This is a genomic window from Streptomyces sp. CB09001 (assembly GCF_003369795.1).
In the GTDB taxonomy this organism is placed as follows: Bacteria; Actinomycetota; Actinomycetes; order Streptomycetales; family Streptomycetaceae; genus Streptomyces.
On record NZ_CP026730.1, the window covers coordinates 7,303,833 to 7,330,017 of the forward strand.

The window sequence follows — 26,185 nt, forward strand, 5'->3', positions numbered from 1 at the left end:
GGCCCGCTCCGTGGGCCGTCCCGCTGTTCCGCTTGTTCCACGAGGCAAGGAGCCCGTCGTGACCGCCAAAGCCGTGACCCACCTCAACTTCCGTGGTGACGCCCGAGAGGCCCTCACCTTCTACCAGGCCGCGTTCGGCGGGGACATCACCCTGGTGACGTACAAGGACGCCGGCAACGTCCAGGATCCCGCCGCGGCCGACCAGGTGATGTTCGGCCAGGTGTCCACCGCCGACGGCCTGGCCGTGATGGCCTACGACGTGCCGTCCGACCTGCCCTGGAACCAGGGTGAGAACGCGTTCTTCGTCTCGGTCCGCGGCGAGACCACCGAGGAGATCACCGCGTACTGGGAGAAGCTCGCCGAGGGCGCGACCGTCGTGCGGCCCCTGGACGCCGCCCAGTGGGCGCCCCTGTACGGCATGCTGCGGGACCGGTTCGGCGTCACCTGGGTCCTGGACGTCGTGAGCGAGTACAACGCGTGAGCGTGCTCGACGCCCGGTCGCTGAACCGGGCGGCCCTCGCCCGGCAGCTGCTGCTCGACCGCGCGGACCGCCCGGTGCTCGACACCGTCGCGCACCTCGGCGGCATGCAGGCACAGGAGCCCCAGGAACCGTTCGTCGGGCTGTGGTCGCGGCTGCGCGACTTCGCCCCGCGGGTGCTCGACGACCTGCTGACCGGGCGTCGGGTGGTGCGGACCCACCTCATGCGCCGCACCGTCCATCTCGTCGCCGCCGAGGACGTACTGGCCTGGCGATCGCGCCACGACGCCATGCTGCGCGCACGCGTCCTCGGCACCTACCGCCGCGAGCTCGCCGGGGTCGACCCCGACGAGCTCGCGGCGGCGGGCCGCGCGGTCCTGGCCGACGGCGAGCCCCGCTCGATGGGCGACCTCGCCCGCGCCGTGGCCGCGCGGTGGCCGGACGTGGGACCGCGGCCGCTCGGGGAGCTGCTGGTCGCCGCGCTGATCCCGATGGTGCAGTTGCCGCCGCGCGGGCTGTGGCGCACCAGGGCCGGGGTGCGCAACGCCCCGGTGGCCCACTGGCTGGGCCGCGAGGTGGAGCCGCCCGCCCCGCCGGGCACCGATCCGGTCGGGGAGGAGCTGGTACGGCGCTACCTGGCCGCGTTCGGGCCGGCCGCCTCGGCGGACCTGCGGGCCTGGTGCGGGCTCGCGGGGCTGCCGGCCGCGGTCGCGGCGGTGCGCGGGGAACTGGTCTCCTTCCGCGACGAACGGGGCCGGGAACTCCTTGACCTGCCCGGCGCGCCGCGACCCGACCCGGACACCCCCGCACCCGTCCGGTTCCTGCCCGCCTTCGACAACGCGGTCCTCGGCTACCAGGACCGCGGCCGGATCATCGACGACCCGCACCGCGGCCTGTCGGTCACCGGTGCCCGCTTCGTCCTCGTCGACGGGAGGGTCTCGGCGACCTGGACCGTCGAGGACGGCACGGTGACCGTCGCTCCGCTGCGCCGGCTCACCCGGGCGGAGTGCGCCGAGGCCGCCGAGGAGGGGCGGGCCCTCGCGTCCTTCCTCTCCGAGGGCGGCAGCGACCGTGTCCGGGTCGGGGCGGCACCGCCCTGAGGGGCGGCCGGCCCGGACGCGGCTCGGAGGCCGGGGGCGTCACTCCCCGGGCACGACGTCGGCGACGACGCAGCTGACGTTGTCGGGACCGCCGGCCCCGTTGGCCAGGGCCACCAGTTCCCGGACGGCCCGCCCGGGCTCGCCCGGGGCGGCCAGCACCCGGCGGATCTCGTCGCCCGGCACCACCGTCGACAGGCCGTCGGAGCAGAGCAGGTAGCGGTCCCCGGGCCGGGCGTCCCGCAGGCGCATCTCGGCGGTGGCGTCGGCTCCCCGGCCCAGGGCCCGTACCAGCAGCGACCGCTGGGGGTGGGACGCGGCCTCCTCCGGCGTGATGCGGCCCTCGTCGACCATCGACTGCACCATGGTGTGGTCGTGCGTGATCTGGAACAGCTCCCCGTCGCGCAGCAGGTACACGCGCGAGTCGCCGATGTGGACGAGGCCCAGCTGCGACCCCGTCCAGAGCATCGCGGTGAGGGTCGTACCGGCCTGCTGCGGCGCGGAACCGGATCCCACGGCGTCGTGCACGGCCCGCTCGGCCTCCTCCACCGCGTCCGCGAGGACGTTGAGGAGGCCGTCCGCCGGGACACCGCCGCTTTCCAGCCGCCGGAGCGACTCGACGGCGGCGGCGCTCGCCGGAGCGCCCTCGGCGCCGAAGCCGTCGGCGACGGCCAGCAGGCGGGAACCGGCGTAGGCGGTGTCCTGGTTGCTCTCGCGGACCAGGCCGGTGTCGGAGGCGGCGGCGTAGCGCATGCTCAGGGCAGGAGCGGTGGGAGACATGGCGGGGTCCTTCCGGGTCAGGTGATCGACGAGGAAGGCGGCCAGGTCCCGTCGGGCGGCGGTCTCGGCCTCGGCCCGTGCCCAGAAGGCGCGGACCTCCCCGGCCGCCACTCCCGCGTCCAGCGAGCACACGTGCCGGATGCGGACCAACGGCATCCCCAGGCGGCGCAGCCAGGCCACGAGCCGGGCCCGTTCCACCTGTTCCGGAGCGTAGAGGCGGTAGCCGGTGACCGGGTCGACGCGGGCGGGCGGCAGCAGGCCCAGCTCGTCGTAGAGACGCAGCGCCTTCGGCGACAGCCGGGTCGCCTTCGCGAACGCCCCTATGGTCAGCAGCTCCACGCCCACGTGCCCACTCCTCCTCGTACCGGGCGCGTCGCCCGGTGGCACCGATGCTGCGGCCTGCCCCAAGGTGAAGGTCAACCGCCGCCCGCCCCGAGACGTGTGACGTCGACCGAGCCCTCCCCGGTTCGCGGCTGGGGGACCACCGCCCACAGCGCGGTCAGCGCGGCGAAGGCGGCGACGAGGGCGACCGCCCCGGTGCGGCCCCTCGCCCAGCGGGCCCGGAACCGGACCGGGTCCTCCACCAGGACCTTGGAGAGCAGGGCGAGCCCCACCGACACGGCGAGCAGCACCGCCGTACGGGGAGCCCCCTCGAGACCGAGCCGTTCCTCGCTCAGCAGCAGGTACACGGGCCAGTGCCAGAGATACAGGCTGTACGAGACCACGCCGAGCCGGCGCAGCGGCGCGGCGGCGAGGAAGCGCCCGGCCGGTGTGCGGGGAGCCCGGGCGAGGCACGCGATGAGCAGGGCGGCGGCCAGGGCGTGGAGGAACAGCCCGCCCCGGAAGAGGGAGGGGGAGTTCTGGCCGTCGGCCGCGACCCAGTACGCCCCGATGCCCGCCGCCAGGGCGAGGCTCCACCGGTCGGCCGCGCGTTCGCCGAGGCGGGAGACCAGACGCGCGGCGGGCTCGGTGGCCGCCAGCGCTCCGAGGAGGAGCGAGAAGGCGCGGGTGTCGGTGCCCTCGTAGACCCGGGTGGTGTCGGCCGGAGTGGTCAGGACGACCATCAGCACCAGGGACGCGACGGCACCGGTCGCGGCCACGGCGGCCACCCGCCGTCCGGCGCCCCGGCCGCGGGCCACCAGACAGAGCACCAGCGGCCACACCACGTAGAACTGCTCCTCGACCGCGATGCTCCACAGGTGGCTGAAGACCCTGGTGCCGGCCGAGTCCCAGTAGCCGACCCGGTCCGCCACGAAGTGCCAGTTGGCGAGGTTCGCGGCCACCCACGGCCCGTCGTCGAGGGCGTACCGGAGCAGGTTCGGCGGGCCGAGGGCCCACACCAGGAGCAGGGTTCCGGCGAGCACGACCGCGAGCGCGGGCAGCAGCCGTCGTGCGCGCCGGCCCCAGAAGGCGAGGAGGTCGATCCGGCCCCCGCGGGCCCGCGCCTCCTTCAGCAGCAGGCCCGTGATGAGGAAGCCGGACAGGACGAAGAAGAGGTCGACGCCGAGGAACCCGCCGTCGAAATGACCGGCGTGGAAGAACAGCACGCCCAGGACGGCGACGCCGCGCAGGCCGTCGAGCGGGGCGACGTGCCGCCGCGGCGGTCGCCGCACGGGGGAGGGGGCGGCGCGGCGGTGGGCGGGGGAGGGTGTGGCCGGCAGGGGCATGGGCTGGTCTCCGTGGAAGGGGTGAGGCGTCCCCGGCCCGCGACCGCCTCGCGGTGGGCGGGTGCGCGGGCCGGGGTCCGCCATGGGGCTACGCGCAGCCGAGCCGGCTGTAGACCTTCTCGCCGGTCCACGCGCCGGTGGCCCACGTGTCGGCGGCGGCCGGGTCGAAGCCGTACCGCTTCTCCAGCTGTTCGCCGAACCAGACGGCGAACGCCGCCGAGCCCTGCTGGCAGGAGTGGATGCCGTCCTCGCTGCGCTGCGCCTGCTCGGAACCGCTGTCGTCGCCCCACAGGGCGGCGGCGTCGAGGAAGCCGGCCGTGTCCGGGTGCTCCTCGGCCACACTTTTCGCGGACCGCGGCGCGGATGCGATCCCGGCCTCGTGCGGCTGGTAGAAGTCGTCGATCCTGAAGGGCGGGGCGGAGACGAGGAGGAGGTCGGCGCCCGCCTCGTTCACCGTCTTCACCAGGCGTTCGTAGGCCGCGCGCTGTTCGGCCGGGGTGCCCCAGTCGTAGGTGGTGACCTGGTAGGCGACGACGTCCGGCGCGAAGGACTCCAGTGTCTTCGGCAGTCGGTCCCAGGTGGGCGCCGCGATCTCGCCGACTACACCGCCGCCGCCGGTGGCGGCCACCGACTTGAACGCGACGCCCCCGGCCTTCATGGCCGCGTCGAGGGCGGGCGCCTGGGTCTCACCGATGGAGTCGCCCATCCACAGCAGCCGTCGCGGCCTGTCGTCCCGCTTCCCGTCGGAGGAGCCCTTCCCGCCGCCCGGGGCGCCGGCCGCCGCGCTGTCGCTCGCGGAGACCTCGACACCGGTGCCGGAACCCTGACAGCCGGTCAGGGTGAGTGCCACGGCCACGGCCAGGGCGTACCCGACGGCGTGGCGGGCGGGCAGCGACCGCCCGCTGGAGTTGATCTCGTTGTCCATGCCTCCAGCACAGGCCACCCGCGCCCGGCCCGGGGAGGGCTGTCATCGTTTCCTCACATGACGCGGAACCCGGCGTCATACGCTTCGAGCACGCTGGCAGAAGACGGCCGCCGCCGAGCCGAGGAAACCGGAGAAGAGCGCACCCCCATGGCACGAGTCCTGCTCATCGAAGACGACCCCGCAGTACAGAGAGGCGTCTCGCTCGCGCTGAAACGCCGGGGGCACGAGGTGGCCGTCGCGGGCAGCGGCGAGACCGGCCTGCTGACCCTGGAGCGGCACCGGCCCGACCTGGTGCTCCTCGACCTGATGCTGCCGAACATGAGCGGTCTGGAGGTGTGCCGCCGGATCCGGGAGAGCAAACGGATCCCGATCATCATCCTCTCCGCGCGGGGCGACGAGATCGACATGGTCGTCGGCCTGGAGGCGGGCGCCGACGACTACGTGGTCAAACCGGCGGGCGCCGAGCTGCTGGAGGCGCGGATCCGGGCGGTCCTGCGCCGGGTCGCGCCCGCCCAGGACGGCGGTACGCTGAATCCGGCCGCCGGCCCCGAGCGGCACGCGGACCTCACGGTGGACCGCACCACCCTGGTCGTGGCCAAGCACGGCACCGAGCTGCCCCTGGCACCCTCGGAACTGAAGCTCCTGCTGTTCCTCACCGCCACCCCCGGGCAGGTGTACTCGCGCCAGCAACTGCTGGAGCAGGTCTGGGAACACTCCTTCTACGGCGACGTCCGCCTCGTCGACGCCTGCGTGATGCGGCTGCGCGCCCGTATCGAGGACGACCCGCGCAGACCGGTGTACGTGCAGACCGTGCGCGGCTTCGGCTACCGGTTCGGTCCACTGTGAGCCGGTTCCGGCCCCTCCGGCTCGCTGGGAGCAGACTCCGGCCGCACCCGCCCCGCGGGCTGCGGGTCCGGCTGGTCGTCGCCTTCCTCCTGGCCGCCGCCTTCGGCGCCCTGCTCACCGCCGGCTTCACCTTCCACCGGGCCCGCGCGGCCATCCTCGACCGCGCCGCGGAGACCGCCGTCGCCGATCTGCGTACCCAGCTCGACTCCCTCGCCCCCGACCTGACCCTTCCGCCGACCGCCGAGGACCTGCGCGGGCTCACCGGACAGATCGACCAGGCCGGCGGGGCACGCGCCTGGCACGCGTCCGCCTCCTACCGGGGCGGCGAACCGGTCTCGGCCTCCCCCGGCGCGCCGGCCGTCCCCGACGAGCTGCGGGAGACCGTGCGGGACACCGGGCGGGCCGTCCACCAGCGGACCGAACACGACGGCCGCCCGTGGCTGGCCCTCGGCATGCCCGTCGCCTACACCCCGGACGAAGCCGAGAACGGGGACCCGGACCCGGGGACGCTCTCCGGGCTGACCGTGTACGCCGTCTTCCCCCTCGACGACGACCGGGCCGACATCGACGCCCTGGTCACCGCGGCCCAGGCCGGAGCCGTCCCCGCGCTCGCCCTCGCCCTCGTCCCGGCCCTCGCGGCGGCGCGCAGCGTCCTGCGGCCCGTCCGACGACTGCGCCACGGCGCCGAACGCATCGCGGCCGGGGAGCTGGACACCCGCCTGGACACCGCGGGCCACGACGAACTCGCCGACCTGACCCGCTCGTTCAACACCATGGCGGAGACCCTGGAGCGGGACGCCGCCGAACTGCGCCGGCTCGAGGCGGGCGCGCGCCGCTTCGCCGCCGACGTCGCCCACGAACTGCGCACCCCGCTGGCCGCCATGGCCGCGGTCACCGAGGTCCTCGACGAGGACGCCGCCGCGGGTGTGCTGCCCGCCGACACGGAGGACGCCGTCCGGCTGATCAGCGAGGAGGTGCGCACCCTGGCCCGGATGGTGGAGGACCTCATGGAGGTCTCCCGCTTCGACGCCAAGGCCGCCCCCGTCCACCGGGAGGACGTCGACCTGCGCACCCTCGTGACCAAGACCCTGCAACTGCGCGGCTGGGCCGACGACGACCGGGTGCGGGCCGACCTGCCCGAACCGGCACCCGTCCGCGTCGACCCCCGCCGGATCGACGTCGTCCTCGGCAACCTGGTCGCCAACGCGCTGCACCACGGCCGTCCGCCCGTGACGATCGCGGTCCGCGCGTGCGACGACCGGGTCCGGGTCACCGTCACCGACCGGGGGCCCGGCATCCCGGACGACGCCCTCCCGTACGTCTTCGACCGCTTCTACAAGGCCGACGCGGCACGGCCCCGCTCCGGCGGCAGCGGCCTCGGACTCGCCATCGCCCACGAGAACGCCGCCCTGCACGGCGCCACCCTCACCGCGGCCAACCGACCCGGCGGCGGTGCCGTCTTCACCCTCACCCTGCCGCGGGCCGCCTCCTCCCCGGGAACGACATGACATCCCGCCACTTCCCGCGTCCGAATCGGGCCGCCCTGGCCCTCACCGTGCTGCTCGCCGCCGGTGTCACCGGCTGCGGAATCGGCACCACCGGCCCGGTGCGGGCCGGCGCACCCGCCTCCGGCGTCCAGCGGCCCGGTGACGGGGCGGGCACCGTGCGCCTGTACTTCGCCGGCCCCTACGGCCCCCGCCCCGTCACCCGGCGGACCGACGCCGCCCTCGCCCCGCAGCAGGCACTCGACCTCCTCCTGGACGGTCCCACCCGGGCCGAGCGAGAGCGCGGCCTGACCACCCACGTCGCCTCGGGAGCGGCCGGACGGCTCACCGCGACCACGAGCGACGGAGCCGTCGACGTCGTCGTCCCCCTCCGGGTCAGCGCCGGCGAACTCGACGTGACCGCGGTCAGCCAGCTGGTCTGCACCGCGGCCCACGCCGACGTCCCGGGAGACCTCCCCGCCGACGAGGTCGACGTCCGGATCCACGAGAACGGCATCCGCTCCGCCAGGCCCTGGACCCTGCGCTGCGGTGCGGGCGGCAACGCCACGCCCGTCACCGGCTGAGCGGGCGTCGACTGCCCGCGGCAACGAAATGCGGAGTACACCCATCTTCGTGATCTACACCGAGGGGAGAGGAGCGCGGGTCCCCACTACACCCGACGCAGTACGCCAGTCCAGACCCAGGGTCGGATCAAACGCCCGGAACCCCGGGCGAGCATGGATGTGTACCCCGGTCAGCGTCTCCGCCTTCCCCCCATGTGCCGGGTCTTCGTCCTGCCCGTAACCCGACGGATTGGTCCAAAAGGTGGCTACGTTTCTCTATCGACTCGGCCGGAGGGCGTTCCGGCGCCGCGGCCTGGTCGCCCTGTTGTGGGTGGCCATACTCGTGGGTGCCGGCGTCGCCTCGTCCGCCGCGCCGGCCCCGCCCGAAGACTCCTTCTCCATGCCGGGCACCGAGTCCCAGAAGGCGTTCGACCTGCTCGACGAGCAGTTCCCGGCCGCCAGTGCCGAGGGCGCCACGGCCCGCGTCGTGATCCGTGCCCCCGAGGGCACGAAGATCTCCGACGCGGCCGGCAAGGACCGGGTGAAGGACCTGGTCGCCGACCTCAAGGCCGGCCCGCAGGTCTCCTCGGTGGACGACCCGTTCGAGGCGAACGCCGTCAGCAAGGACGACACCACCGCCTACGCCTCGGTGACCTACAAGGTCAACGCGATGGAGCTGACCGACGAGGCCCGCGACTCGCTCACCGCCGCCACCGACGGCGCGCGCGAGGGCGGGTACACGGTCGAGACCGGCGGCGACGCGGTCGTGGCCGAGCAGGAGATGGGCGGCACCGCCGAGCTGATCGGCATCGGCGTCGCCGCGATCGTGCTCCTGCTGACCTTCGGCTCACTGGTCGCGGCGGGCATGCCGCTGCTCTCGGCGATCATCGGTGTCGGCATCGGCATCTCCGCCATCGGGGCGCTCGGCAGCACGCTGGAGCTGTCCGCCACGACCTCCACCCTCGCCATGATGATCGGCCTCGCGGTCGCCATCGACTACGCCCTGTTCATCGTCTCGCGCTACCGGGCGGAGATCGCCGAGGGCCGTGCCCCGGAGGAGGCGGCCGGACGGGCGGTCGGCACCGCGGGCTCCGCGGTCGTCTTCGCCGGACTGACCGTCGTCGTGGCCCTGGCCGGTCTGGCGATCGTCAACATCCCGATCCTCACCAAGATGGGCCTGGCCGCCGCGGGCACCGTCGGCATCGCGGTGCTGATCGCCCTCACCCTCACCCCGGCGCTGCTCGGCTTCGCCGGCAAGAAGGCGCTCAGCCGCAAGGACCGCAAGGCTCCCGCCGGGGCGCGCGCCGCCTCCGGCAGGCCGAAGCTCGGCACCCGGTGGGCCCGCTTCGTCCAGCGGCGCCCGGTCACCGTCCTGCTCACCGCGGTCCTCGGCCTCGGCGTGATCGCCGTACCGGCCGCCGGTATGGAGCTGGGCCTGCCCGACGAGGGCAGCTCGGCCCCCGACACCACCCAGCGCAAGGCCTACGACATGCTGTCCGAGTCCTTCGGGGCCGGGTTCAACGGCCCGCTGATGGTCACCGTGGACGCGCGCGGCGCGGACGACCCGAAGGCCGCAGCGGACACCGTGGGCGAGAAGATCACCGGACTGGGCGAGGCCGCGGCCGTCACCCCGGCGAACTTCAACGAGGAGGGCGACACCGCCGTCCTCACCGTGATGCCCAAGACCGGTCCGAGCGACGTCGCCACCGAGTCGCTGGTGCACGACATCCGCTCGCTGTCCGGCGACATCAGGGCCGACACCGGCGCGACCATGCTGGTCACCGGCGCGACCGCGATGACGATCGACTTCTCGCAGACCCTGGACGACGCGCTGATCCCCTACCTGGCGCTGGTCGTCGGGCTCGCCTTCCTGCTCCTGATGCTGGTGTTCCGCTCGGTCCTCGTCCCGCTGAAGGCGGCCCTGGGCTTCCTGCTCTCGGTGGCCGCGGCGCTCGGCGCGGTGGTCGCGGTCTTCCAGTGGGGCTGGCTCGCCGACGTGTTCGGCGTGGACCAGCCGGGCCCGATCATGTCGATGATGCCGATCTTCATGATCGGCGTGGTCTTCGGCCTCGCCATGGACTACGAGGTCTTCCTCGTCACCCGCATGCGGGAGGCGTACGTCCACGGACAGTCCGCCGCCGAGTCCGTCACCACGGGCTTCACCCACGGCGGCCGGGTGGTCGCGGCCGCCGCGATCATCATGGTCAGCGTCTTCTCCGGCTTCATCCTGGAGAACGACGCCATGATCAAGATGATGGGTTTCGGCCTCGCCATCGCGGTGCTCTTCGACGCCTTCGTGGTCCGCATGGCCATCGTGCCCGCGGTGCTCGCACTGCTCGGCACCAAGGCCTGGTGGCTGCCCCGGTGGCTGGACCGCCTGCTGCCGAACGTCGACGTCGAGGGCGAGAAGCTGCACCGGGAACTCGGCGACACCGTCGCGCCCACGGAGCCCGCCCGCGAGCCGGAGACGGCCGGAGTCTGACACTCCCGCACACGGCCCCGGTGTCCTGGTACCCCCAGGGACACCGGGGCCTTCGGGTTGCAGGGCCGCAGGGCTACAGGTCCGCGGCGGCGTCGGTGAGTGCCTGGTCGAGGACGGCCACACCGCGGGCGATCTCGTCGTCGCTCGCGGTCAGCGGGGGAGCGATACGGAAGATCCCGCCCATCCCCGGGAGCTGGACGATGTTCATGTGCAGCCCCAGCTCGAAGCAGCGCCGGGTGACGGCGGCGCCGAGCCGGTCCGCGCCGCCCTCGCCCAGCACCCGGTCGCCGACCAGTTCCATGCCCAGCAGCAGCCCCCGGCCCCGGACGTCGCCGACCACCTCGTGCCGGACGGCGAGCTTGTCGAGGCCCTCCCGCAGCGCCGCGCCGAGCCCGCGGGCGCGCTCGTCCAGGCGGTCGCGGACCAGGACGTCGAGGACGGTGTTGCCCACCGCGGCGGGCAGCGGGTCGTTGACGTGGGTGGTGAAGAACAGGAAGCCCCGCTCGTGCGCCCGCTGCTCGATCTCGGGGCTGGTCAGCACGGCGGCCAGCGGCAGCCCCGCGCCCAGCGTCTTGGACAGCGTGAGGATGTCCGGGACGACACCCTCGTGCTCGAAGGCGTACCAGTCGCCGGTGCGGCACAGCCCCGTCTGGGCCTCGTCCAGGATCAGCAGCATGCCCCGCTCGCGGCACTTGTCCGCCAGGGCGGCGAGATAGCCCGGCGGAAGCTCGACGACGCCGCCCGAGGAGAGGATCGGCTCGACCAGGCACGCGGCCAGACTGCCGACCGACTGGGCGTCGATCATCTCGAAACCCAGGTCCAGCTGGCGCCGCCAGTCCAGTTCGCCGTCCGCGCCGACGACGGAGGGGCGGTAGCGGTCCGGCACCGGAAGCGCGAAGTTGCCCGGCGCGGCGGGGCCGTAGCCCTTGCGTCCGGCGCTGTAGGTGGCGTTCGCGGCGGCCTGGGTCATGCCGTGCCAGGACCGCGCGAAGGAGACGATCTCGTGGCGCCCGGTGACGAGCTTCGCCATCCGCACCGCGGCCTCGTTCGCCTCCGCACCGGTGGTCAGCAGCAGCGCCTTCTCCAGCGGTGCGGGCAGGGTGCCGGCGAGCCGGCGGGCCAGCTCGACGACCGGGCGGCTGAGCATGCCGCTGTGCAGGTGGTCGAGGTGCGCGACCTGCTCGCGCACCGTCGAGACGATCGCCGGATGGGAGTGCCCGAGGATGGCACTCATCTGACCGGACGTGAAGTCCAGCAGCTCACGGCCGCTCTCCGTGAACACGGAGGTGCCCGCGGCGCGCACGACGACCTCCGGCGAGAAGGGCGCGTGGCCGGAGTAGCGGATCAGGTGGCGCCCCAGGTCGGCGCCGGGAGTCTCGGAAGGCATGCGACCGACGGTAGGGACGGGTCGCTGCGCGTGTCCATCGCACGGATTCGACGCTGCTGTACGGCAGAACCGTACAGATCGCCCAGGGTGCGCCGTACCATCGGCTCCGTGCTCAACTCCGGACGACTGCACCTGCTCAGCCAGCTCGACACGCTCGGTACCGTCCGCGCGGTCGCCGACACGCTGCACCTGAGCGCGTCGACGGTCTCCCAGCAACTGGCGGTGCTGGAGACCGAGACCCGGTGCCGGCTCATCGAGCGGACCGGGCGGCGGGTGCGGCTGACCCCGGCCGGACTCCTGCTGGCCCGCCGGGCCCGGGAGATCCTCGACCGGATGGCCGACGTCGAGGCCGAACTGCGCGCCCTGAACGACGAGCCCATCGGCACCGTCCGGCTCGCCGTGTTCCAGAGCGCGATCTACAGCCTCGCCGTCCCGGCGGCGAACCGGCTGGCCGCCACCCATCCGCATCTGCGCCTGGAACTCGTCGAGATGGAACCGCACGAGAGCGGCCCCGCCCTGCGCTCCGGCGAGGCGGACGTCGTCGTCACCACCACCGACTACTCCGGCCTGACGTGGGGCGCGGACCTCGACGTCATGTCGCTCGGCAGCGACCCGGTCCTCCTGGTGCTGCCGGACGGCCATCCGCTGGCCGCCCGCGCCGCCGTGAACCTCGCGGCGTGCAAGGAGGAGACCTGGGCCTGCGACCGGCCGCAGTCGTACATGGCGGACCTGACCGTGCGGCTGTGCCGCGAGTCGGGATTCGAACCCCGGGTGGCCTGCCGGTTCAGCAACTACCTCATGCTGCTGCGGCACGTCGAGACGACCGGTTCGATCGCCCTGCTGCCCGCCCTCGCGGTCACCGCGGACCATGCCGTCGTCACCCGCCGCCTCAGCCCGCCGGTGCACCGCAACGTCGCCGTGGTGGTGCGGCGCGGTGCCCCGCAGCGGGCCGCGGTGAACGCGGTCATCGCCGCCCTGCGCGACCACCCCGAGATCGAGGCCCTGTCCGCCCCCGACCCGTCCCGTGCGGGCCGGGAGGCAGACCCGCACCCCTGAGAGCCGCGCTCGCTCAGGCGGCGGGGATCCGACGGTGGATGTCCTCCAGCATCATCCGCACCGACGTGCGGAAGACCTCCGCCTGATGGTCGCCCAGGAACGCGGTGTGCCCGAACACCTCCAGGACGACCAGGCCGTGCACGTGCCCCCACGCGCTCAGGAAGAGGGAGACCGCGGCGGGCGGCAGATCGCCCTGGGCGTGCAGGGGCAGCTGTTCCAGATGCTCCCGGTAGGGCGGCGAGAGCGCGGGGACCTCGGCCGCGGCGAGCTGCGCCGGGGTGAAACCGGCGAACAGCTCGCGCTGGAAGACCGCCGCCATCCGGCGGACCGCCTGCGTGGTCGGGCCCTCGGCGGGAGCCGCGTAGTAGCGCAGCGGCGTCCCGTAGAGGAGCTGGAAGTGCTCGGGTCGGGCGACGCCCCAGTCGCGGTAGGCCTCGGCCACCGCGACCAGACGGGGTGTGGAGGCGTCCGCGCGCACGCTGTCGGCGGCGGCCTGCAACGCGTCGGACAGTTCGCCGTACGCCTTGGTGATGAGGGCGGTGACGAGGGCGTCGCGGTTCGGGAAGTAGTGGTAGAGCGCCTGCACGGTCATGCCGAGACCGCGGGCGACCGCGCGGAGCGACAGCGCTGCGGGACCGTGTTCGCCGATGTGCTGTTCGGCGGCGGCGAGTATCTCCTGTGCCGCGGCGGTCCGGCGCCGCTCGCGGAGGGGGACGGGAGCCGTGGTGGTGTGTCGCTCTGCGGGCATGCGGCGAGCCTACGGCGCCACGGCCTGACGGGCCATCACGAAGTCGAACACTGTTAGGTAAATCTCACACTGCCAAAGCGCGTGACGTCTCACTAACGTCGTGGTGCGGCGGCGCGGGCCCTCCTGAGGTCAACAACTCCGGCCGCATTCCGTCGCCTTCACCGCAAGGAACAAGGGAGAACGTGCGTGTTTGAACGCATAGCCGAACTGGCGATTCGCCGGGCCCGGCTGGTACTGGTGGTCGCCGTCGTGGCCGTGGCGCTCATGGGTGCCGTCGGAGCCGGCGCGTTCGGCAAGTTGAAGGGGGGAGGCTACGACGACCCGGCCTCCCAGTCCACCAGGGCCGGGCAGGCCATCGAGGAGAAGTTCGGCGGGGAGACGAACCTCGTCCTGCTGGTCGGCGCCCCCGAGTCCGGTGTCGACGCGCCGGCCGCCGAGCGCGCAGGCCGGGCCCTGGTGGCGGACCTCAGGGACGACCCCGACCTCGAGAACGTGGTGGCGTACTGGGACGCCGAACAGCCCGCGCTGCGCTCCGAGGACGGCCGCGAGGCCCTGGTGCTCGCCCACGTGAAGGGTGACGAGACCGAGCAGCGGGAGAACGCCAGGACCGTCATCGACGCGTACACCGGACCCCACGAGGGCGGCCTCGACGTCCGGGCCGGCGGCGGCGCCGCCGTGGGCAACGACATGGAGACGCAGACGCCCAAGGACCTCGTGCTCGCCGAGGCCATCGCCGTACCGCTGACCCTCCTGCTCCTCCTGCTCGTCTTCGGCAGCGTGGTCGCCGCCCTGCTGCCGCTGGCCATCGGGACCATCGCCATCACGGGAACCTTCGCCGAACTCGCCCTCCTCGGCGGGGCGGTCGACGTGTCCGTGTCCGCGACCAACCTGACCACGGCCCTGGGACTGGGCCTGGGCATCGACTACGCCCTGCTGATGATCAGCAGGTTCCGGGAGCAGCTGGCGACCGGTTCCACCGTGGACGACGCCGTCCGTCACACGGTGCGGACCGCCGGCCGCACGGTCGCCTTCTCGGCCGCCACGGTGGCCGTCGCGCTGGCGGCGCTGCTGGTCTTCCCGCAGTACTTCCTCCGCTCGTTCGGCTACGCCGGGGTCGGCGTGGTCGCCATCGCCGCCATCGGCACGCTCTTCGTGATGCCGGCCCTCTTCGTCGTCCTCGGCCATCGGGTCAACAGCGGCCGGCTTCCGTGGGCCAGGAGGGAACGCACCGCCACCCGGGCGCCCCTGTGGGGACGGCTCGCGGACACCGTGATGCGGCGCCCCGCGCTCACCGCGCTGCCCGTGCTGGCCGTCCTGCTGGTGGCGGCCGGCCCGCTCCTCGGCATCACCCTGGGCACCCCCGACGAACGCGTGCTGCCCGAGGACGCGCAGAGCCGCCAGGTCGCCTCCGTACTGCGCGAGGAGTTCAACGGCAACGACGACGCCGCCCTCCACGTGGTCATCGACGCGCCCGTGGACAAGGCCCCGCTGGGCTCCTACGCGGCCGAACTGTCCGGCATCGAAGGCGTGGTCCGCGTCGAGACCGGCGCGGGAACCTACATGAAGGGACAGTCCCGGGCGACCGGCCCCGGCAACGCGGCCCTCGGCCGCCCCGACGCCCAGCGCGTCACCGTGGTCAGCGGCCTCACCCCCCGGTCGGACGAGGCCCAGGAACTGGTCGAGGCGGTGCGGGCCGTCGCACCGCCCGTCGGGACCGAGGCACTGGTCGGCGGCGGGGACGCCCAGCTGGTCGACTCCAAGGACTCCATCAGCGGCCGGCTCCCGCTCGCCCTGGGCCTGGTCGCCCTGACCACCTTCGTCCTGCTCTTCCTGTTCACCGGCAGCGTCGTGCAGCCGCTGCGCGCCCTGGTCCTCAACGTGATCAGCCTGGGCGCGACCCTCGGCGTGATGACCTGGATCTTCCAGGACGGCAATCTGGCCTCCCTGATCGGCGTCACACCGCAGCCGATGGAGGCGTCGATGACCGTGCTGATGTTCTGCATCGCCTTCGGCCTCTCCATGGACTACGAGGTCTTCGTCACCAGCCGGATCAAGGAACTGCACGACCAGGGCGCGGACACCCGCACCGCCGTGACCGACGGGCTCGGCCACACCGGACGCATCGTCACCGCGGCCGCCTGCCTGCTCGCGGTGAGCTTCTTCGCCTTCGGGACCGCGAAGATCAGCTTCATGCAGCTGTTCGGGCTGGGCAGCGGACTGGCCATCCTCATCGACGCCGTCGCCGTACGCGGTGTCCTCGTACCGGCCGCCATGCGCCTGCTCGGCCGCTCGGCCTGGTATGCGCCGCCCCTCCTGCGCAGGTTCCACGGGCGCTTCGGCCTCAGCGAGGCCGGCCCCGCACCCGCACCCGCACCCGCACCCGCGCCCGTCTCCGTCGCGGAGCCGGCCGACCGGCCCTCCGGGGTGAAGGACTCGACCGGGGTCTGACGCTCCCGGCCCGCGGCTCCGCCCGTGTCCGCCCCCCTCCCCCGGGGAAGCGGACACGGGCGGGCGCCGTCCGGCGGGAGTTCACTGGCCGACGGCCGCGGACCCCTCCGCGTCGGCCTCGCCGGCCGGCCGGAACTCCACGGCGACGACGCCGTCCACGCTCCGGCAGTGCTCTTCCAGCAGCGGGGCGGACACATGGGCCGGGAGCCGGCCGCTGAGCACGACATGGCCGTGCGCGACGTCCACCTGTACCGACGAGGGAGCCAGGCCCAGCGCCTTGACCAGGGCCTCCTCGATGATCTCGGTGCGAATCGCGCGGTCCGTGCGCAGGAAGACCCGCAGCAGGTCGCTTCTGCTGACGACCCCGGCCAGCCGCCCGTCCCCGTCGACGACCAGCAGCCGCTTGATGCGGTGCCGTGCCATCACCCGGGCGGCGTCCACGACGCTCCAGCTCTCCAGGGCGCACAGCGCGGGTGAGGTCATGAGCCCGGCCGCGTCCGTGGCGTCCGCCTTGCCGGCCGAGGCCCGGGACCACTCGGCCTGCCCGGGAAGACCGTCGGGCTCCCCGCCCCACATCTTCTGCAGGAGGTCGGCCTCCGACACCACCCCCACGGGGCGGTTCTCCCCGTCGACGACCGGCACTGCCGTGATGTCGTACTCCAGCAGCAGGTGGGCGATCTCCTTGAACGGTGTGCCCCGCTGCACGCGGACCACGGCGTCGCTCATCAGATCGCGCACCCTCTGGTGTTTCATTAAGGGTCTTCTCCTCCGCTGCCGGCCCGCGTCGGCCGGCGTTCGTCCTTCTTGTCCCTGAAAACGATCGATCGGCCCCGGGAGTGCCCCGGCACCGACACGCGGGGACTGACGAGGACCAGGGCGATGTCGTCGCCCGGGGTGGGCGCGTGCCGGATGAGGGTGTCGGCCATGGCGTCGAGGTCGCCGGGATCCCCGGCCTCCAGGAGACCGGCGAGGGCCGCGATCGCGTCGTCCAGGTCGACGCCCGGCGCCTCGACGAGTCCGTCGGTGTAGAGGGCGAGCACACTGCCCGGCGGCAGCGGGAACTCCAGCGACGGGTACACGGTGTCCGGCTCGATGCCCAGCAGCAGGCCGGGTGGCACCCGCAGCGGCTCGATGCGCCCGTCGGCGTGGCGCACCAGGGGCGGCGGGTGGCCGGCCAGCGCCACACACGCGCGGTGCGTGGCCAGGTCGATGTGCACGTAGGCGCAGCTGGTGAACAGGCCGGGGTCCAGGTCGGTGAGCAGCCGGTTGGTGCGGGCCAGGACGTCGTCGGGGGGCGCCCCCACGGTGGCGTGGGCGTGCACGGCGGTGCGGACCTGCCCCATGAGCGCCGCCGCGTCCACGTTGTGTCCCTGCACGTCGCCGATGGTGACGCCCGCGGTGCGCTCGTCGAGGTGGATGACGTCGTAGAAGTCCCCGCCGATGCCCAGACCGCGGGCCGCCGGAAGGTAGCGGGCGGCGACGTTCAGACCGGGCACCTCGGGGAGGGTGCGGGGCAGCAGGGCGGACTGCAGGCGGTGGGCGAGGTGGTGCTTGGCGTCGTAGAGCCGGGCGCGGTCCAGGGCCTGCCCGACCAGGCCCGCCAGCGATGTGAGGGCGGCCCGTTCGCCGGGCGGGAAGACGTGCGGCCGCCGGTAGGAGAGCAGGAGCGAGCCGATGGGACGGCCGGAGGCGATCAGCGGCAGTATGGCCCACGCGGCCATCCCGTCCTCGTAGGTCATGGCGGGGTAGGTCTCGTGGAGCTCCTCGAAGGTCGTCCAGAATCCCGGGACACCCGTGGCCATGACGTCGACGCCGGGAATGGCCGAGGTGAGGGGCGTTCCGTCGAACCGCCTCAGCAGCTCCGGGTGGTAGCCGCGCTGGCCGACGATCTTCAGCCGGCCGTTCGCCGGGGCCATCACCACCATGCCCTGGGCCCCGAGCGCGGGCATCAGCTGGTCGGCGGTCTGCTCGACCACGTCCTGCACGCTGACGGCCTCGGTCAGGGTGGAGGCCAGGTGCATCAGGTGGTAGAGCACCGTGGCGCGGCTGGGGCCCGAGGACTGTGCCGACCGGGACAGGGGCTCCTCCCCGTCCGGCCCGCCGCGGGTGATGCGCACGCTCAGCCCGGTGGCGTCCGGGTACAGGTCGAAGGCCAGCCACGTCTTCGGCGGGCGCAGGACCGTGAAGGCCTGAGGCCTGCGGCTGACGAGCGCGGCCCGGTAGCGGTCCTCGACGTGCGGCACGTCCATCCAGGGCAGTGCCTCCCACGGCAGCGCGCCCAGCAGCAGGGCCCGGTCGACACCCAGCAGCTCGGCCGCCCCCGGGGTGACGAAGGTGAGGCGCCCGTCCAGGTCCAGCGCGCAGGAGCCGCCCGGCAGGCGTTCCACGAAGGCGGAGAGCGCGGTCGCCTCGGCGGGGGAGGGGGTGCGCGGGGCCGCCGGGGGCAGCGTCCTTGGCCGGTCCTGCGGCAGCAGCGGATCGCCGCGGTCGAGGGCCCGCTGCAGGCTGTCCCCCAGGCGGCGGCAGCCCGCCCGGATGACGTCCTGTTCGTCGGCGCTCAGCCGCGCCGGGTGGTTTCCGGACCACAGCAGCACCAACCCGCCCCGGACGGTGGTGCCCGAGACGAGCGGCGCGGCCGCCAGCCCGAAGTCGTACGGCAGGACGAGCGCCAGCCGCGGATACTCGCGGGCCATCTCCTCGCGGCCGCCCGCCCACACCAGACGGTGCTCGCGGATGGCGTCCGCCACGGGCATCGGATCCCTCAGTCCGACCCGCCGCCACGGGGCGGCCATCTCCTGGGGGACCCCCGTGACCAGGACCTGCCACACGGCGTCCTCGCCCGGCGGCAGTGCGTAGAGGATCCCTCCGAACGCACCGCTCGCCCGCACGACGGCCGCCATCGCGGAGTCCATCAGCCGTCCGCCCGCGTCCGCACCGACCGGGCCGCCCGACGCCGGCCGCCCCGAACATCACCCATATCTGGACACTACGCCCGTCCCGCCGCGACGGCATGCGAGGGAGTGACAGGACGCGGACCTCCGCTCAGTGCCCGTTGCCGTGACCCCCGGAGCCGCGCTTCACGTACAGCCGCCCGTCCGCCGGACCGGTCCACTCCAGCTGTACGACACCGGGCACCGCGGCCTCCGCGACGCGCGAGGCCCCCGACCAGTAGCCGGCGGCCGGGTTCTGGAAGTACGTCGCCCACAGGCCGCCCCGGTGATCGGCGAAGAAGTTGTTGTGACCGGCGCCGACACCCGCCGTGTACCGCTCGGAGTACGGGCCCTCGAACCGGTCGGCCACCGCGACGATCGCGTCGTACTGGTACTGCACGCGCCCCGCGGCGGGCACGTCGTAGGCCTGGCGGACGGTGCCGTCGGCGTTGACGGACGTACGGTCCCAGGCGGCGTGGACCAGGTGGTACTTGCCCCGGTGCTTGAACACGTAGGCGCCCTCGAGGTACGGCTCCGGGGAGTAGGGCCTCTGCCGGAACCGGGGCAGGTCCGTCGTCGTGACGATGTCCTCCATGTCGTCCCGGAACTTCGCGTACAGGTCGTTGTGCAGCACGAGCCACGCGTCGTCGCCCTCGGAGAAGAGGCCGCCGTCGATGTGGTGGTAGGCGCCGGGCTCGATGAACTTCGGCCCCCCGATGAACGAGTCGCCGAAGGGCTTGTCCAGGTTGCCCTCGACCAGCCGGTACGGGCCCTCGACGCCGCCCTCGCTCACCAGCATGAACGAGCCGACCTTGCGGGAGTGGTCGCCCATGCACGCGACGAGGTACCAGGTGTCCCGGAAGTAGTGCAGCTCCGGCGCCCAGGCCTGGCCGCGCTTGCCGAACTGCTCGTCGTGCCAGTACTCCTGCCAGGGTGCGACGACCGTGCGGCCGGGCCGGTTCTCCCCGGCGAACTCGGGCGACCACACCTTGCCGCGCTCGGCCCCGGGCCGGATGCCGGTGGTGTCGGCCAGCCGCCACGGCCCCTTGAGGGAGGGGGCCAGCCACACGAAGATGCCGTCGTTCCAGGGGCCGGCGGCCTCGAGTCCCGGCACCCGCGTGGTTCCCGTGGCGACGTACAGCGGGCGGCCGTCGACGACGAAGCAGTTGACGTACGTGTCGCGCATCCAGACCGTGCCGCGCTCCTCGTCACGCGGGCGCAGCTCCAGCGGGAGGACGAACGAGTTGTCCTCGCGCGGCCACAGATCGGCGCGGGTGTCCGCGGCGCCGTACGGCTCGGGATCGGGCCAGTTGCGCGGGTGCCGGCGCTCCGGCCCGGCCTGCGGGGAAGTCGCGGGCGCAGCCGCGGGAGCCGCCTGCGCGGCGCCCGCGGGCAGGGCGAACGCCGCCCCCGCACCGGCGGCGCCGGCCAGCAGGGATCGTCGGGGCAGTCCGTACTCGGCATCGGTCATCAGTCGGGTTCTCCTTCGTCGTCCCCGTCCGGAAACCGGGGCGCGGCACACGAGCCGCATGACGGGGGCATGGCGCACAGCATGCGAACGCCCGCACATTTACGTCAACAGGGCGGACGAATAATCGAGTCCGAGGGGCAAGGGCAGGGCGTGGCCCACCTGGGATTGTGAACACTTCATTGCGTCTTTCTGTCGGAGTGTTGACGGAATAATCGAGCCTCCCTACGTTGACCGGCATGCAGATGCCCAGCGGAGTGCACGCACTGGTCAGGCGGACCCACGAAGAGCGCGTCATGCGTGCGCTGCAGGAGAACGGCGCCATGAGCCGCGGCGAGATCGCCCGGGTCGTGGGCCTGTCCCGCACCACCCTGTCCGAGATCACCGGCAACCTCCTGCAACGAGGTGCCATCGTCGTCGTCGACACCGACGCGTCCCGCCGCGAGGGCAGCGGGCGGCCCGCCGAACGGCTGGCGCTCGACCCGGCGTCGGCGCAGTTCATGGGCGTCGACTTCGGACACCGGCGCGTCCACGTCGTCGTCGCCGACGCCTCGCACGAGATCATGGTCTCCGGGTCCGTCCGGTACGAGGACACCGCGACCTGGGGGACCCGCACGCGACTGGCCCTGGAACTGGTCGACCGGCTGAGCGGCGAGGCCGGGGTCCACTACGGGGCGCTGCAGGGCATCGGCATCGGCGTACCCGGTCCCTACCCGGCCCCGGAGGGGGCGGCCTGGCCGCGCGCCACCGCGGGCACCACCGTGCTGCGCCCGGCACCCGAGGGCGTCGACGTGGCCTTCGCCGAACGCTTCGACGCCCCGGTCATCGTCGACAACAACACCCGGCTGGCCGCCCTCGCCGAGGCGATCAGCGGCGCCGACAGCGTCGCCGACCTGGTGTACGTACGCCTGTCGGACGGCGTCGGCGGCGGTCTCGTCGTCGGCGGCCAGCTGGTGACGGGTTCCTCCGGGCTGGCCGGCGAGCTGGGGCACGTGACCGTCGAACCGGCCGGCCGCCCCTGCCGGTGCGGCAAGCGGGGCTGTCTGGAGACCGTGGCCTCGGTGCCCGGAATCCTCGCCGCCTGCTGGGAGTTCGGCCTGCGCCTGGAGAACCTCGACGACCTCGCCGCCGCCGTGCGCCGCGCCCACCCCGTCGTGGACCGGGTACTGCGGGAGGCCGCGGGGGCACTGGGCCGGGTGGTGGGCGCCGCGACCATGATGCTGAACCCGGCGAAGGTGGTCATCGGCGGCGAGATCACCCGGCTGGCGCCCGTCCTCGTGGAACAGGTCGCCGCCACCCTCGCCGCCGAGATCTTCCCGACCGCGTCGGCCGGACCCGCCGTCGCCGCGGCCCGGCTCTCCGACGACGACGGCGCCATCGGCGCGCTCGCCGCGGTCTTCCACAGCTCACCCCTCCTGGCGAGGTATCCCGAAACCGCCGACGTGAAGGGCCGTTCCGATGCACCCCACTCCGCCACCGAAGGAGCCGCCCATGTCCGTCCTTGACAAGCGGAGTGCCGGCCAGCGGCACCCGCGGCCCGGGAAGGGGCCCGGGTCCTCGCCCGAGGCCGAAGCGGGAGACACCACTGCGGGAGACACCACTGCGGGAGACACCACCGTGGGAGACAGCACCGCGGAAGACAGCACGGCGAGCGCCGACAAGTCCGTGCCGGAGCGCTCCCGTTCCGGCAGGCGCGGGCTGCCGCTCGCCCTGAACGCCGTGTCCGTCGCACTCGGCATCGCGATCTGGTGGGCCCTCGCGTCCGCCGGTTTCAAGCTGCCGACACCCCCGGAGGTCGTCTCCCGGGCCTCCACCCTGATCAGCGACGGAACGCTCGCCGACGACGCCCTGGCCAGCCTGACCCGGGTCCTCATCGGCTTCGCCCTGGGCACGGCCGTGGCCGTCCCGGTCGGCTTCCTGATGGGCTGGTACGGCATCCTGCGCGGACTGATCGAGCCCTGGATCCAGTTCTTCCGCACCATCCCGCCGCTGGCGATCATCCCGCTGGCCGTGGTCGCCATGGGCATCGACGAGACGCCGAAGATCTTCGTCATCTTCCTGGCCGCGTTCCTGGCCTGTGTGATCTCCACGTTCCAGGGCGTGGTGAACGTCGACCGCACCCTGATCAACGCCGCCCGAGTGCTGGGCGCGGGCGACGCCACGATCTTCGCCCGGGTGGTGGTGCCGGCGTCCACCCCCTTCATCCTCGTCGGCATGCGGGTCGGCCTCGGCTCGGCCTGGGCCACCCTGGTCGCCGCGGAGCTGATCGCCGCCCAGGAGGGCCTCGGCTACCGCATGCAGAACGCCCAGCTCTACTACGACCTCCCGACCATCTTCGTCGGGCTCATCTCGATCGGGATCCTCGGTCTCCTCATGGACCGCGTCCTCCTCCTCGCCGAACGCAGGCTCACCCGATGGCAGGAACGCCGATGACCAGCACACCCGCCAAGATCTCCGTCCAGCACGTCACCAAGACCTTCTCGCTGGGCCGGGAGACCTTCACCGCCCTCGACGACGTATCGCTCGACATCGCGAACCACGAGTTCGTCACCGTCGTCGGCCCCTCGGGCTGCGGCAAGAGCACCCTGATGAACATCCTCGCCGGGCTGGAGACACCCACCTCCGGCCGCGCCCTGGTGGACGGAGCACCCGTCTCGGGGCCCGGACCCGAACGCGGTGTCATCTTCCAGCAGTACGCCCTGTTCCCCTGGCTGACCGTACGTCAGAACGTCGAGTTCGGCCTCCGGACCACGGGCGTGCCCAAGCGCGAACGCCGCGCCAAGGCCCAGCACTTCATCGAACTGGTCGGCCTGGAACGCTTCGCCGACGCGCTCCCCAAGACCCTCTCCGGCGGCATGCGCCAGCGCTGCGCCATCGCCCGCGCCTACGCCGTCGACCCCTCGATCCTGCTGATGGACGAACCCTTCGGCGCCCTCGACGCGCTCACCCGGGTCAAGCTCCAGGAACAGCTGCTGAAGACCTGGAGCCAGGACAGGCGCACGGTCCTGTTCATCACCCACGACGTGGACGAGGCCGTGTTCCTGGCCAACCGGGTCGTCGTGATGGCCGCCCGTCCCGGGCGCGTCTACGACGTCGTCGAGGTCGACCCGGCCATCGAGCGCGACGAGGCCTTCCGGCTCAGCCCCGAGTTCGCCGCGCTGCGCAACCGCGTGTGGCACTCCGTCTACCACCAGGAAGGCCGCACCGCCGCCCTTTCCGGTTCCCACTCCCCGACGTCATGACCCGGAAGGGACTCACCGCCATGTCACCCCTCCTCACCCGCAGAAGCCTCACCACCACCCTCGCCGGCGCGGCCGCCATGGCACTGCTCGCCGCGTGCGGCGGCGGCTCGTCCTCCGGCGGATCGTCGGACAAGGTGCGCTTCGGCTACATCAACGACTTCAACGGCGCCAGCCTGATCGCCATCGCCGAGGCCAAGGGCCTGTGGAAGAAGCACGGGCTGTCGGCCGACGCCAAGGTCTTCACCAACGGGCCGCTCCAGATCCAGGCCCTGGGCACCGACAACCTCGACTTCGGCTACATAGGCCCCGGCGCCATGTGGCTCCCCGCCTCCGGCCAGGCCAAGGTCGTCGCCATCAACACCCTCGGCAACTCCGACCGGGTCCTCGCCCAGCCGGGCATCACCTCGATGCAGCAGCTCAAGGGCAAGACCGTCGCGGTGCCCGAGGGCACCTCGGGCGACATGATCCTCTCCCTCGCCCTGGAGAAGGCCGGGATGACCAAGGAGGACCTGAAGGTCGTCCCCATGGACCCGTCCACCATCGTCTCCGCCTTCTCCTCCCGGCAGGTCGACGGCGCCGGTTTCTGGTACCCGGCCGCGGCGACGATCAAGAAGCAGGTCCCCGACCTCGTCGAACTCGCCAAGAACGCCGACTTCGAAGCGGACGTCTCCTTCCCCACGGCGTTCGTCGCGGGCAACAAAGTGGTGGCCGACCAGCCGGAGAAGACCAAGAAGGTCCTCGCCGTGCTGCGCGAGGCCATGACGTTCCGCTCCGAACACACCGACGAGGCGATCGAGCTCACCGCCGACAAGCTGAAGATTCCCGTCGACCAGGTGAAGGCGGACGCCGCGAACAACAAGGTGCTCAGCGTGGCGGAGCTCGACCGGCTGACCCAGGACGGCACCGTCGTCAAATGGCTGGAGGGCATGAACGACTACTTCGTCAACGCCGGCAAACTGAAGAAGCCCGCCGACCCGAAGACCTACTACACCGGCGACCTCTTCACGGGAGCGGGCAAGTGACGCGAGCGAACGAACCCGGCGCGGAGACCGGCCCCCGGACCGGCAACCCGTCCGGCCCGCGGCCCGGGGCGTCCCGGAAGAACATCCTCTTCCTCATGACCGACCAGCACCGCACCGACACCCTCGGCGCGTACGGCAACCCGCTGGCCCACACCCCCGCACTCGACGAACTGGCCGCCACCGGAACCCGCTTCGACCGCTGGTACACCCCCACCGCCATCTGCACCCCGGCCCGCGCCAGCCTGCTGACCGGCCAGGCCCCCTTCCGGCACAAGCTCCTCGCCAACCACGAACGCAACGTCGGCTACCTCGAGGACCTCGCCGAGGACCAGTTCGCCTTCTCCCGGGCGCTGCGCGAACACGGCTACAACTGCGGCCTGTTCGGCAAGTGGCACGCCGGGAACCGCCGCACGGCGGCCGACTACGGCTTCGACGGCCCCGAACTGCCCGGCTGGCACAACCCCGTCGACCACCCGGACTACCTCGCCTACCTCGCCGAACGCGGACTGCCCCCGTACGAGATCAGCGACCGCGTCCGCGGCACCCTCCCGAACGGCGGCCCCGGGAACCTGCTCGCCGCCCGGCTGCACCAGCCGGTCGAGGCCACCTTCGAGCACTACCTGGCCACCCGCGCCATCGAGCGGCTGGAACGCTACGCCGCCGACGCCCGCGAACGCGACCAGCCCTTCTTCCTGGCCCTGCACTTCTTCGGACCGCACCTGCCGTACATCCTCCCGGACGAGTACTTCGACCTGGTCGACCCGGCGGACGTGGAGCTGCCGCGGTCGGTGTCCGAGACCTTCGAGGGCAAACCCCCGGTCCAGCGCAACTACAGCGCGCACTGGACCTTCGACACGATGCCCATCGAGACCACCCGCAAGCTCATCGCCGTCTACTGGGGCTACGTGGCCCTCATCGACCGGCAGATCGGCCGGGTCATGGCTGCCATGGAGCGGCTCGGCCTCGTGGACGACACGGCGGTGTTCTTCACCTGCGACCACGGGGAGTTCACCGGCTCGCACCGGCTGCACGACAAGGGCCCCGCGATGTACGAGGACATCTACCGCACACCAGGCCTGCTCCGGGTCCCGGGCGCACCCGGCGGCCAGGTGCGCGACGAGTTCGTCAGCCTCCTCGACTGCACCGCCACCATCCTCGAACTGGCGGGCCTCGACCCGAAACCCGCCGTCGACTCGCGCAGCCTGCTGCCCCTGGTGCGGGGCGAGACGGTGGAGTGGGACGAGGACATCGTCTGCGAGTTCCACGGCCACCACTTCCCCTACCCCCAGCGCATGCTGCGCGAGGACCGGTACAAACTCGTCGTCAACCCCGACTCCGTCAACGAGCTGTACGACCTGCACACCGACCCCGACGAGCTGCAGAACGTCTACGCCCACCCGGAACAGGCGGAGGTCCGCGGCCGCATGATGCGCCGGCTCTACGACGTCCTGCGCGAACGCGGCGACAACTTCTACCACTGGATGACATCGATGTACGACGTCGGCGAGGTGGGCCACGACCCGACCCTGAGCGGGCTCGACGAGTCCACGTACAGGGCCTAG

Annotated in this window: 21 protein-coding genes; 13 read left to right on the top strand and 8 right to left on the bottom strand. The window is 72.9% G+C overall.

What is annotated here, in order from left to right; translation table 11 throughout:
• Nucleotides 1-58 precede the first annotated feature (58 nt).
• Entirely contained in the window at nucleotides 59-481 is a 423-nt protein-coding gene (locus C4J65_RS33565) for a VOC family protein (protein WP_115745829.1), read from the top strand.
• Nucleotides 478-1,578: a winged helix DNA-binding domain-containing protein gene (locus C4J65_RS33570; protein WP_115745830.1), complete on the top strand. Its 1,101-nt coding sequence runs from the start codon at nucleotides 478-480 to the stop codon at nucleotides 1,576-1,578. The genes C4J65_RS33565 and C4J65_RS33570 overlap by 4 nt, the downstream gene beginning before the upstream one ends.
• Before the next feature lie 39 nt (nucleotides 1,579-1,617).
• On the opposite strand, the gene C4J65_RS33575 is transcribed toward C4J65_RS33570, so the two are convergent.
• The 3 genes from C4J65_RS33575 to C4J65_RS33585 all read right to left on the bottom strand — a co-directional run bounded on the left by C4J65_RS33575 (nucleotide 1,618) and on the right by C4J65_RS33585 (nucleotide 4,947).
• Entirely contained in the window at nucleotides 1,618-2,694 is a 1,077-nt protein-coding gene (locus C4J65_RS33575) for a MerR family transcriptional regulator (RefSeq protein ID WP_205351181.1), read from the bottom strand.
• 77 nt (nucleotides 2,695-2,771) lie between these two features.
• Nucleotides 2,772-4,022 carry an acyltransferase gene (locus C4J65_RS33580; protein WP_115745832.1) on the bottom strand — a complete coding sequence of 417 codons (1,251 nt, stop codon included), beginning with the start codon at nucleotides 4,020-4,022 and terminating at the stop codon, nucleotides 2,772-2,774.
• 88 nt (nucleotides 4,023-4,110) lie between these two features.
• Nucleotides 4,111-4,947 (bottom strand): SGNH/GDSL hydrolase family protein, encoded by an 837-nt coding sequence (locus tag C4J65_RS33585; protein WP_115745833.1) that lies wholly within the window; start codon nucleotides 4,945-4,947, stop codon nucleotides 4,111-4,113.
• Between the two features lie 147 nt (nucleotides 4,948-5,094).
• On the opposite strand from C4J65_RS33585, the gene C4J65_RS33590 reads away from it, so the two are divergent.
• From C4J65_RS33590 to C4J65_RS33605, 4 genes are all read left to right on the top strand, one after another.
• Nucleotides 5,095-5,793 (top strand): response regulator transcription factor, encoded by a 699-nt coding sequence (locus tag C4J65_RS33590; RefSeq protein ID WP_115745834.1) that lies wholly within the window; start codon nucleotides 5,095-5,097, stop codon nucleotides 5,791-5,793.
• Nucleotides 5,790-7,301 (top strand): HAMP domain-containing sensor histidine kinase, encoded by a 1,512-nt coding sequence (locus tag C4J65_RS33595; protein ID WP_115745835.1) that lies wholly within the window; start codon nucleotides 5,790-5,792, stop codon nucleotides 7,299-7,301. The genes C4J65_RS33590 and C4J65_RS33595 overlap by 4 nt, the downstream gene beginning before the upstream one ends.
• Entirely contained in the window at nucleotides 7,298-7,861 is a 564-nt protein-coding gene (locus C4J65_RS33600) for a GerMN domain-containing protein (RefSeq protein ID WP_115745836.1), read from the top strand. Before C4J65_RS33595 ends, C4J65_RS33600 begins: the two co-directional genes overlap by 4 nt.
• Nucleotides 7,862-8,102: 241 nt before the next feature.
• Complete coding sequence (locus C4J65_RS33605; RefSeq protein ID WP_115745837.1) at nucleotides 8,103-10,322, top strand: MMPL family transporter; 2,220 nt, start codon at nucleotides 8,103-8,105, stop codon at nucleotides 10,320-10,322.
• Nucleotides 10,323-10,395: 73 nt separating this feature from the next.
• Here C4J65_RS33605 and C4J65_RS33610 read toward each other — a convergent pair whose 3' ends face one another.
• Nucleotides 10,396-11,709, bottom strand: coding sequence for an aspartate aminotransferase family protein (locus tag C4J65_RS33610; protein ID WP_115745838.1), 1,314 nt, complete (start codon nucleotides 11,707-11,709; stop codon nucleotides 10,396-10,398).
• A gap of 108 nt (nucleotides 11,710-11,817) precedes the next feature.
• On the opposite strand from C4J65_RS33610, the gene C4J65_RS33615 reads away from it, so the two are divergent.
• A complete protein-coding gene (locus C4J65_RS33615; protein WP_162833475.1) occupies nucleotides 11,818-12,765 on the top strand; it encodes a LysR family transcriptional regulator in 948 nt (315 codons plus the stop codon).
• A gap of 13 nt (nucleotides 12,766-12,778) precedes the next feature.
• On the opposite strand, the gene C4J65_RS33620 is transcribed toward C4J65_RS33615, so the two are convergent.
• Nucleotides 12,779-13,513 carry a TetR/AcrR family transcriptional regulator gene (locus C4J65_RS33620; protein ID WP_115745840.1) on the bottom strand — a complete coding sequence of 245 codons (735 nt, stop codon included), beginning with the start codon at nucleotides 13,511-13,513 and terminating at the stop codon, nucleotides 12,779-12,781.
• A 186-nt stretch (nucleotides 13,514-13,699) separates the two neighbouring features.
• Between C4J65_RS33620 and C4J65_RS33625 the strand changes: the two genes are divergently transcribed.
• On the top strand, nucleotides 13,700-15,961 hold the full coding sequence (locus tag C4J65_RS33625) for an MMPL family transporter (RefSeq protein ID WP_115745841.1): 2,262 nt from the start codon (nucleotides 13,700-13,702) through the stop codon (nucleotides 15,959-15,961).
• An 81-nt stretch (nucleotides 15,962-16,042) separates the two neighbouring features.
• On the opposite strand, the gene C4J65_RS33630 is transcribed toward C4J65_RS33625, so the two are convergent.
• From C4J65_RS33630 to C4J65_RS33640, 3 genes are all read right to left on the bottom strand, one after another.
• The gene (locus C4J65_RS33630; protein WP_115745842.1) at nucleotides 16,043-16,714 is read right to left on the bottom strand and encodes a CBS domain-containing protein; all 672 of its coding nucleotides are present in this window, start codon (nucleotides 16,712-16,714) and stop codon (nucleotides 16,043-16,045) included.
• On the bottom strand, nucleotides 16,714-18,873 hold the full coding sequence (locus C4J65_RS33635) for a SpoIIE family protein phosphatase (RefSeq protein WP_115745843.1): 2,160 nt from the start codon (nucleotides 18,871-18,873) through the stop codon (nucleotides 16,714-16,716). Before C4J65_RS33635 ends, C4J65_RS33630 begins: the two co-directional genes overlap by 1 nt.
• A 130-nt stretch (nucleotides 18,874-19,003) precedes the next feature.
• Nucleotides 19,004-20,362, bottom strand: a complete 1,359-nt coding sequence (locus tag C4J65_RS33640) for a family 43 glycosylhydrolase (protein ID WP_115745844.1) — start codon at nucleotides 20,360-20,362, stop codon at nucleotides 19,004-19,006.
• A gap of 236 nt (nucleotides 20,363-20,598) precedes the next feature.
• Here C4J65_RS33640 and C4J65_RS33645 point away from each other — a divergent pair, with 236 nt between their 5' ends.
• From C4J65_RS33645 to C4J65_RS33665, 5 genes are all read left to right on the top strand, one after another.
• The gene (locus tag C4J65_RS33645) at nucleotides 20,599-21,864 is read left to right on the top strand and encodes an ROK family transcriptional regulator (protein WP_162833476.1); all 1,266 of its coding nucleotides are present in this window, start codon (nucleotides 20,599-20,601) and stop codon (nucleotides 21,862-21,864) included.
• Nucleotides 21,851-22,792, top strand: a complete 942-nt coding sequence (locus C4J65_RS33650) for an ABC transporter permease (RefSeq protein ID WP_205351111.1) — start codon at nucleotides 21,851-21,853, stop codon at nucleotides 22,790-22,792. The genes C4J65_RS33645 and C4J65_RS33650 overlap by 14 nt, the downstream gene beginning before the upstream one ends.
• Nucleotides 22,789-23,601, top strand: a complete 813-nt coding sequence (locus C4J65_RS33655; protein WP_115745847.1) for an ABC transporter ATP-binding protein — start codon at nucleotides 22,789-22,791, stop codon at nucleotides 23,599-23,601. Before C4J65_RS33650 ends, C4J65_RS33655 begins: the two co-directional genes overlap by 4 nt.
• A gap of 20 nt (nucleotides 23,602-23,621) precedes the next feature.
• Nucleotides 23,622-24,623, top strand: coding sequence for an aliphatic sulfonate ABC transporter substrate-binding protein (locus C4J65_RS33660; protein WP_162833477.1), 1,002 nt, complete (start codon nucleotides 23,622-23,624; stop codon nucleotides 24,621-24,623).
• Nucleotides 24,624-24,706: 83 nt separating this feature from the next.
• Nucleotides 24,707-26,185 carry a sulfatase-like hydrolase/transferase gene (locus C4J65_RS33665; RefSeq protein ID WP_275898188.1) on the top strand — a complete coding sequence of 493 codons (1,479 nt, stop codon included), beginning with the start codon at nucleotides 24,707-24,709 and terminating at the stop codon, nucleotides 26,183-26,185.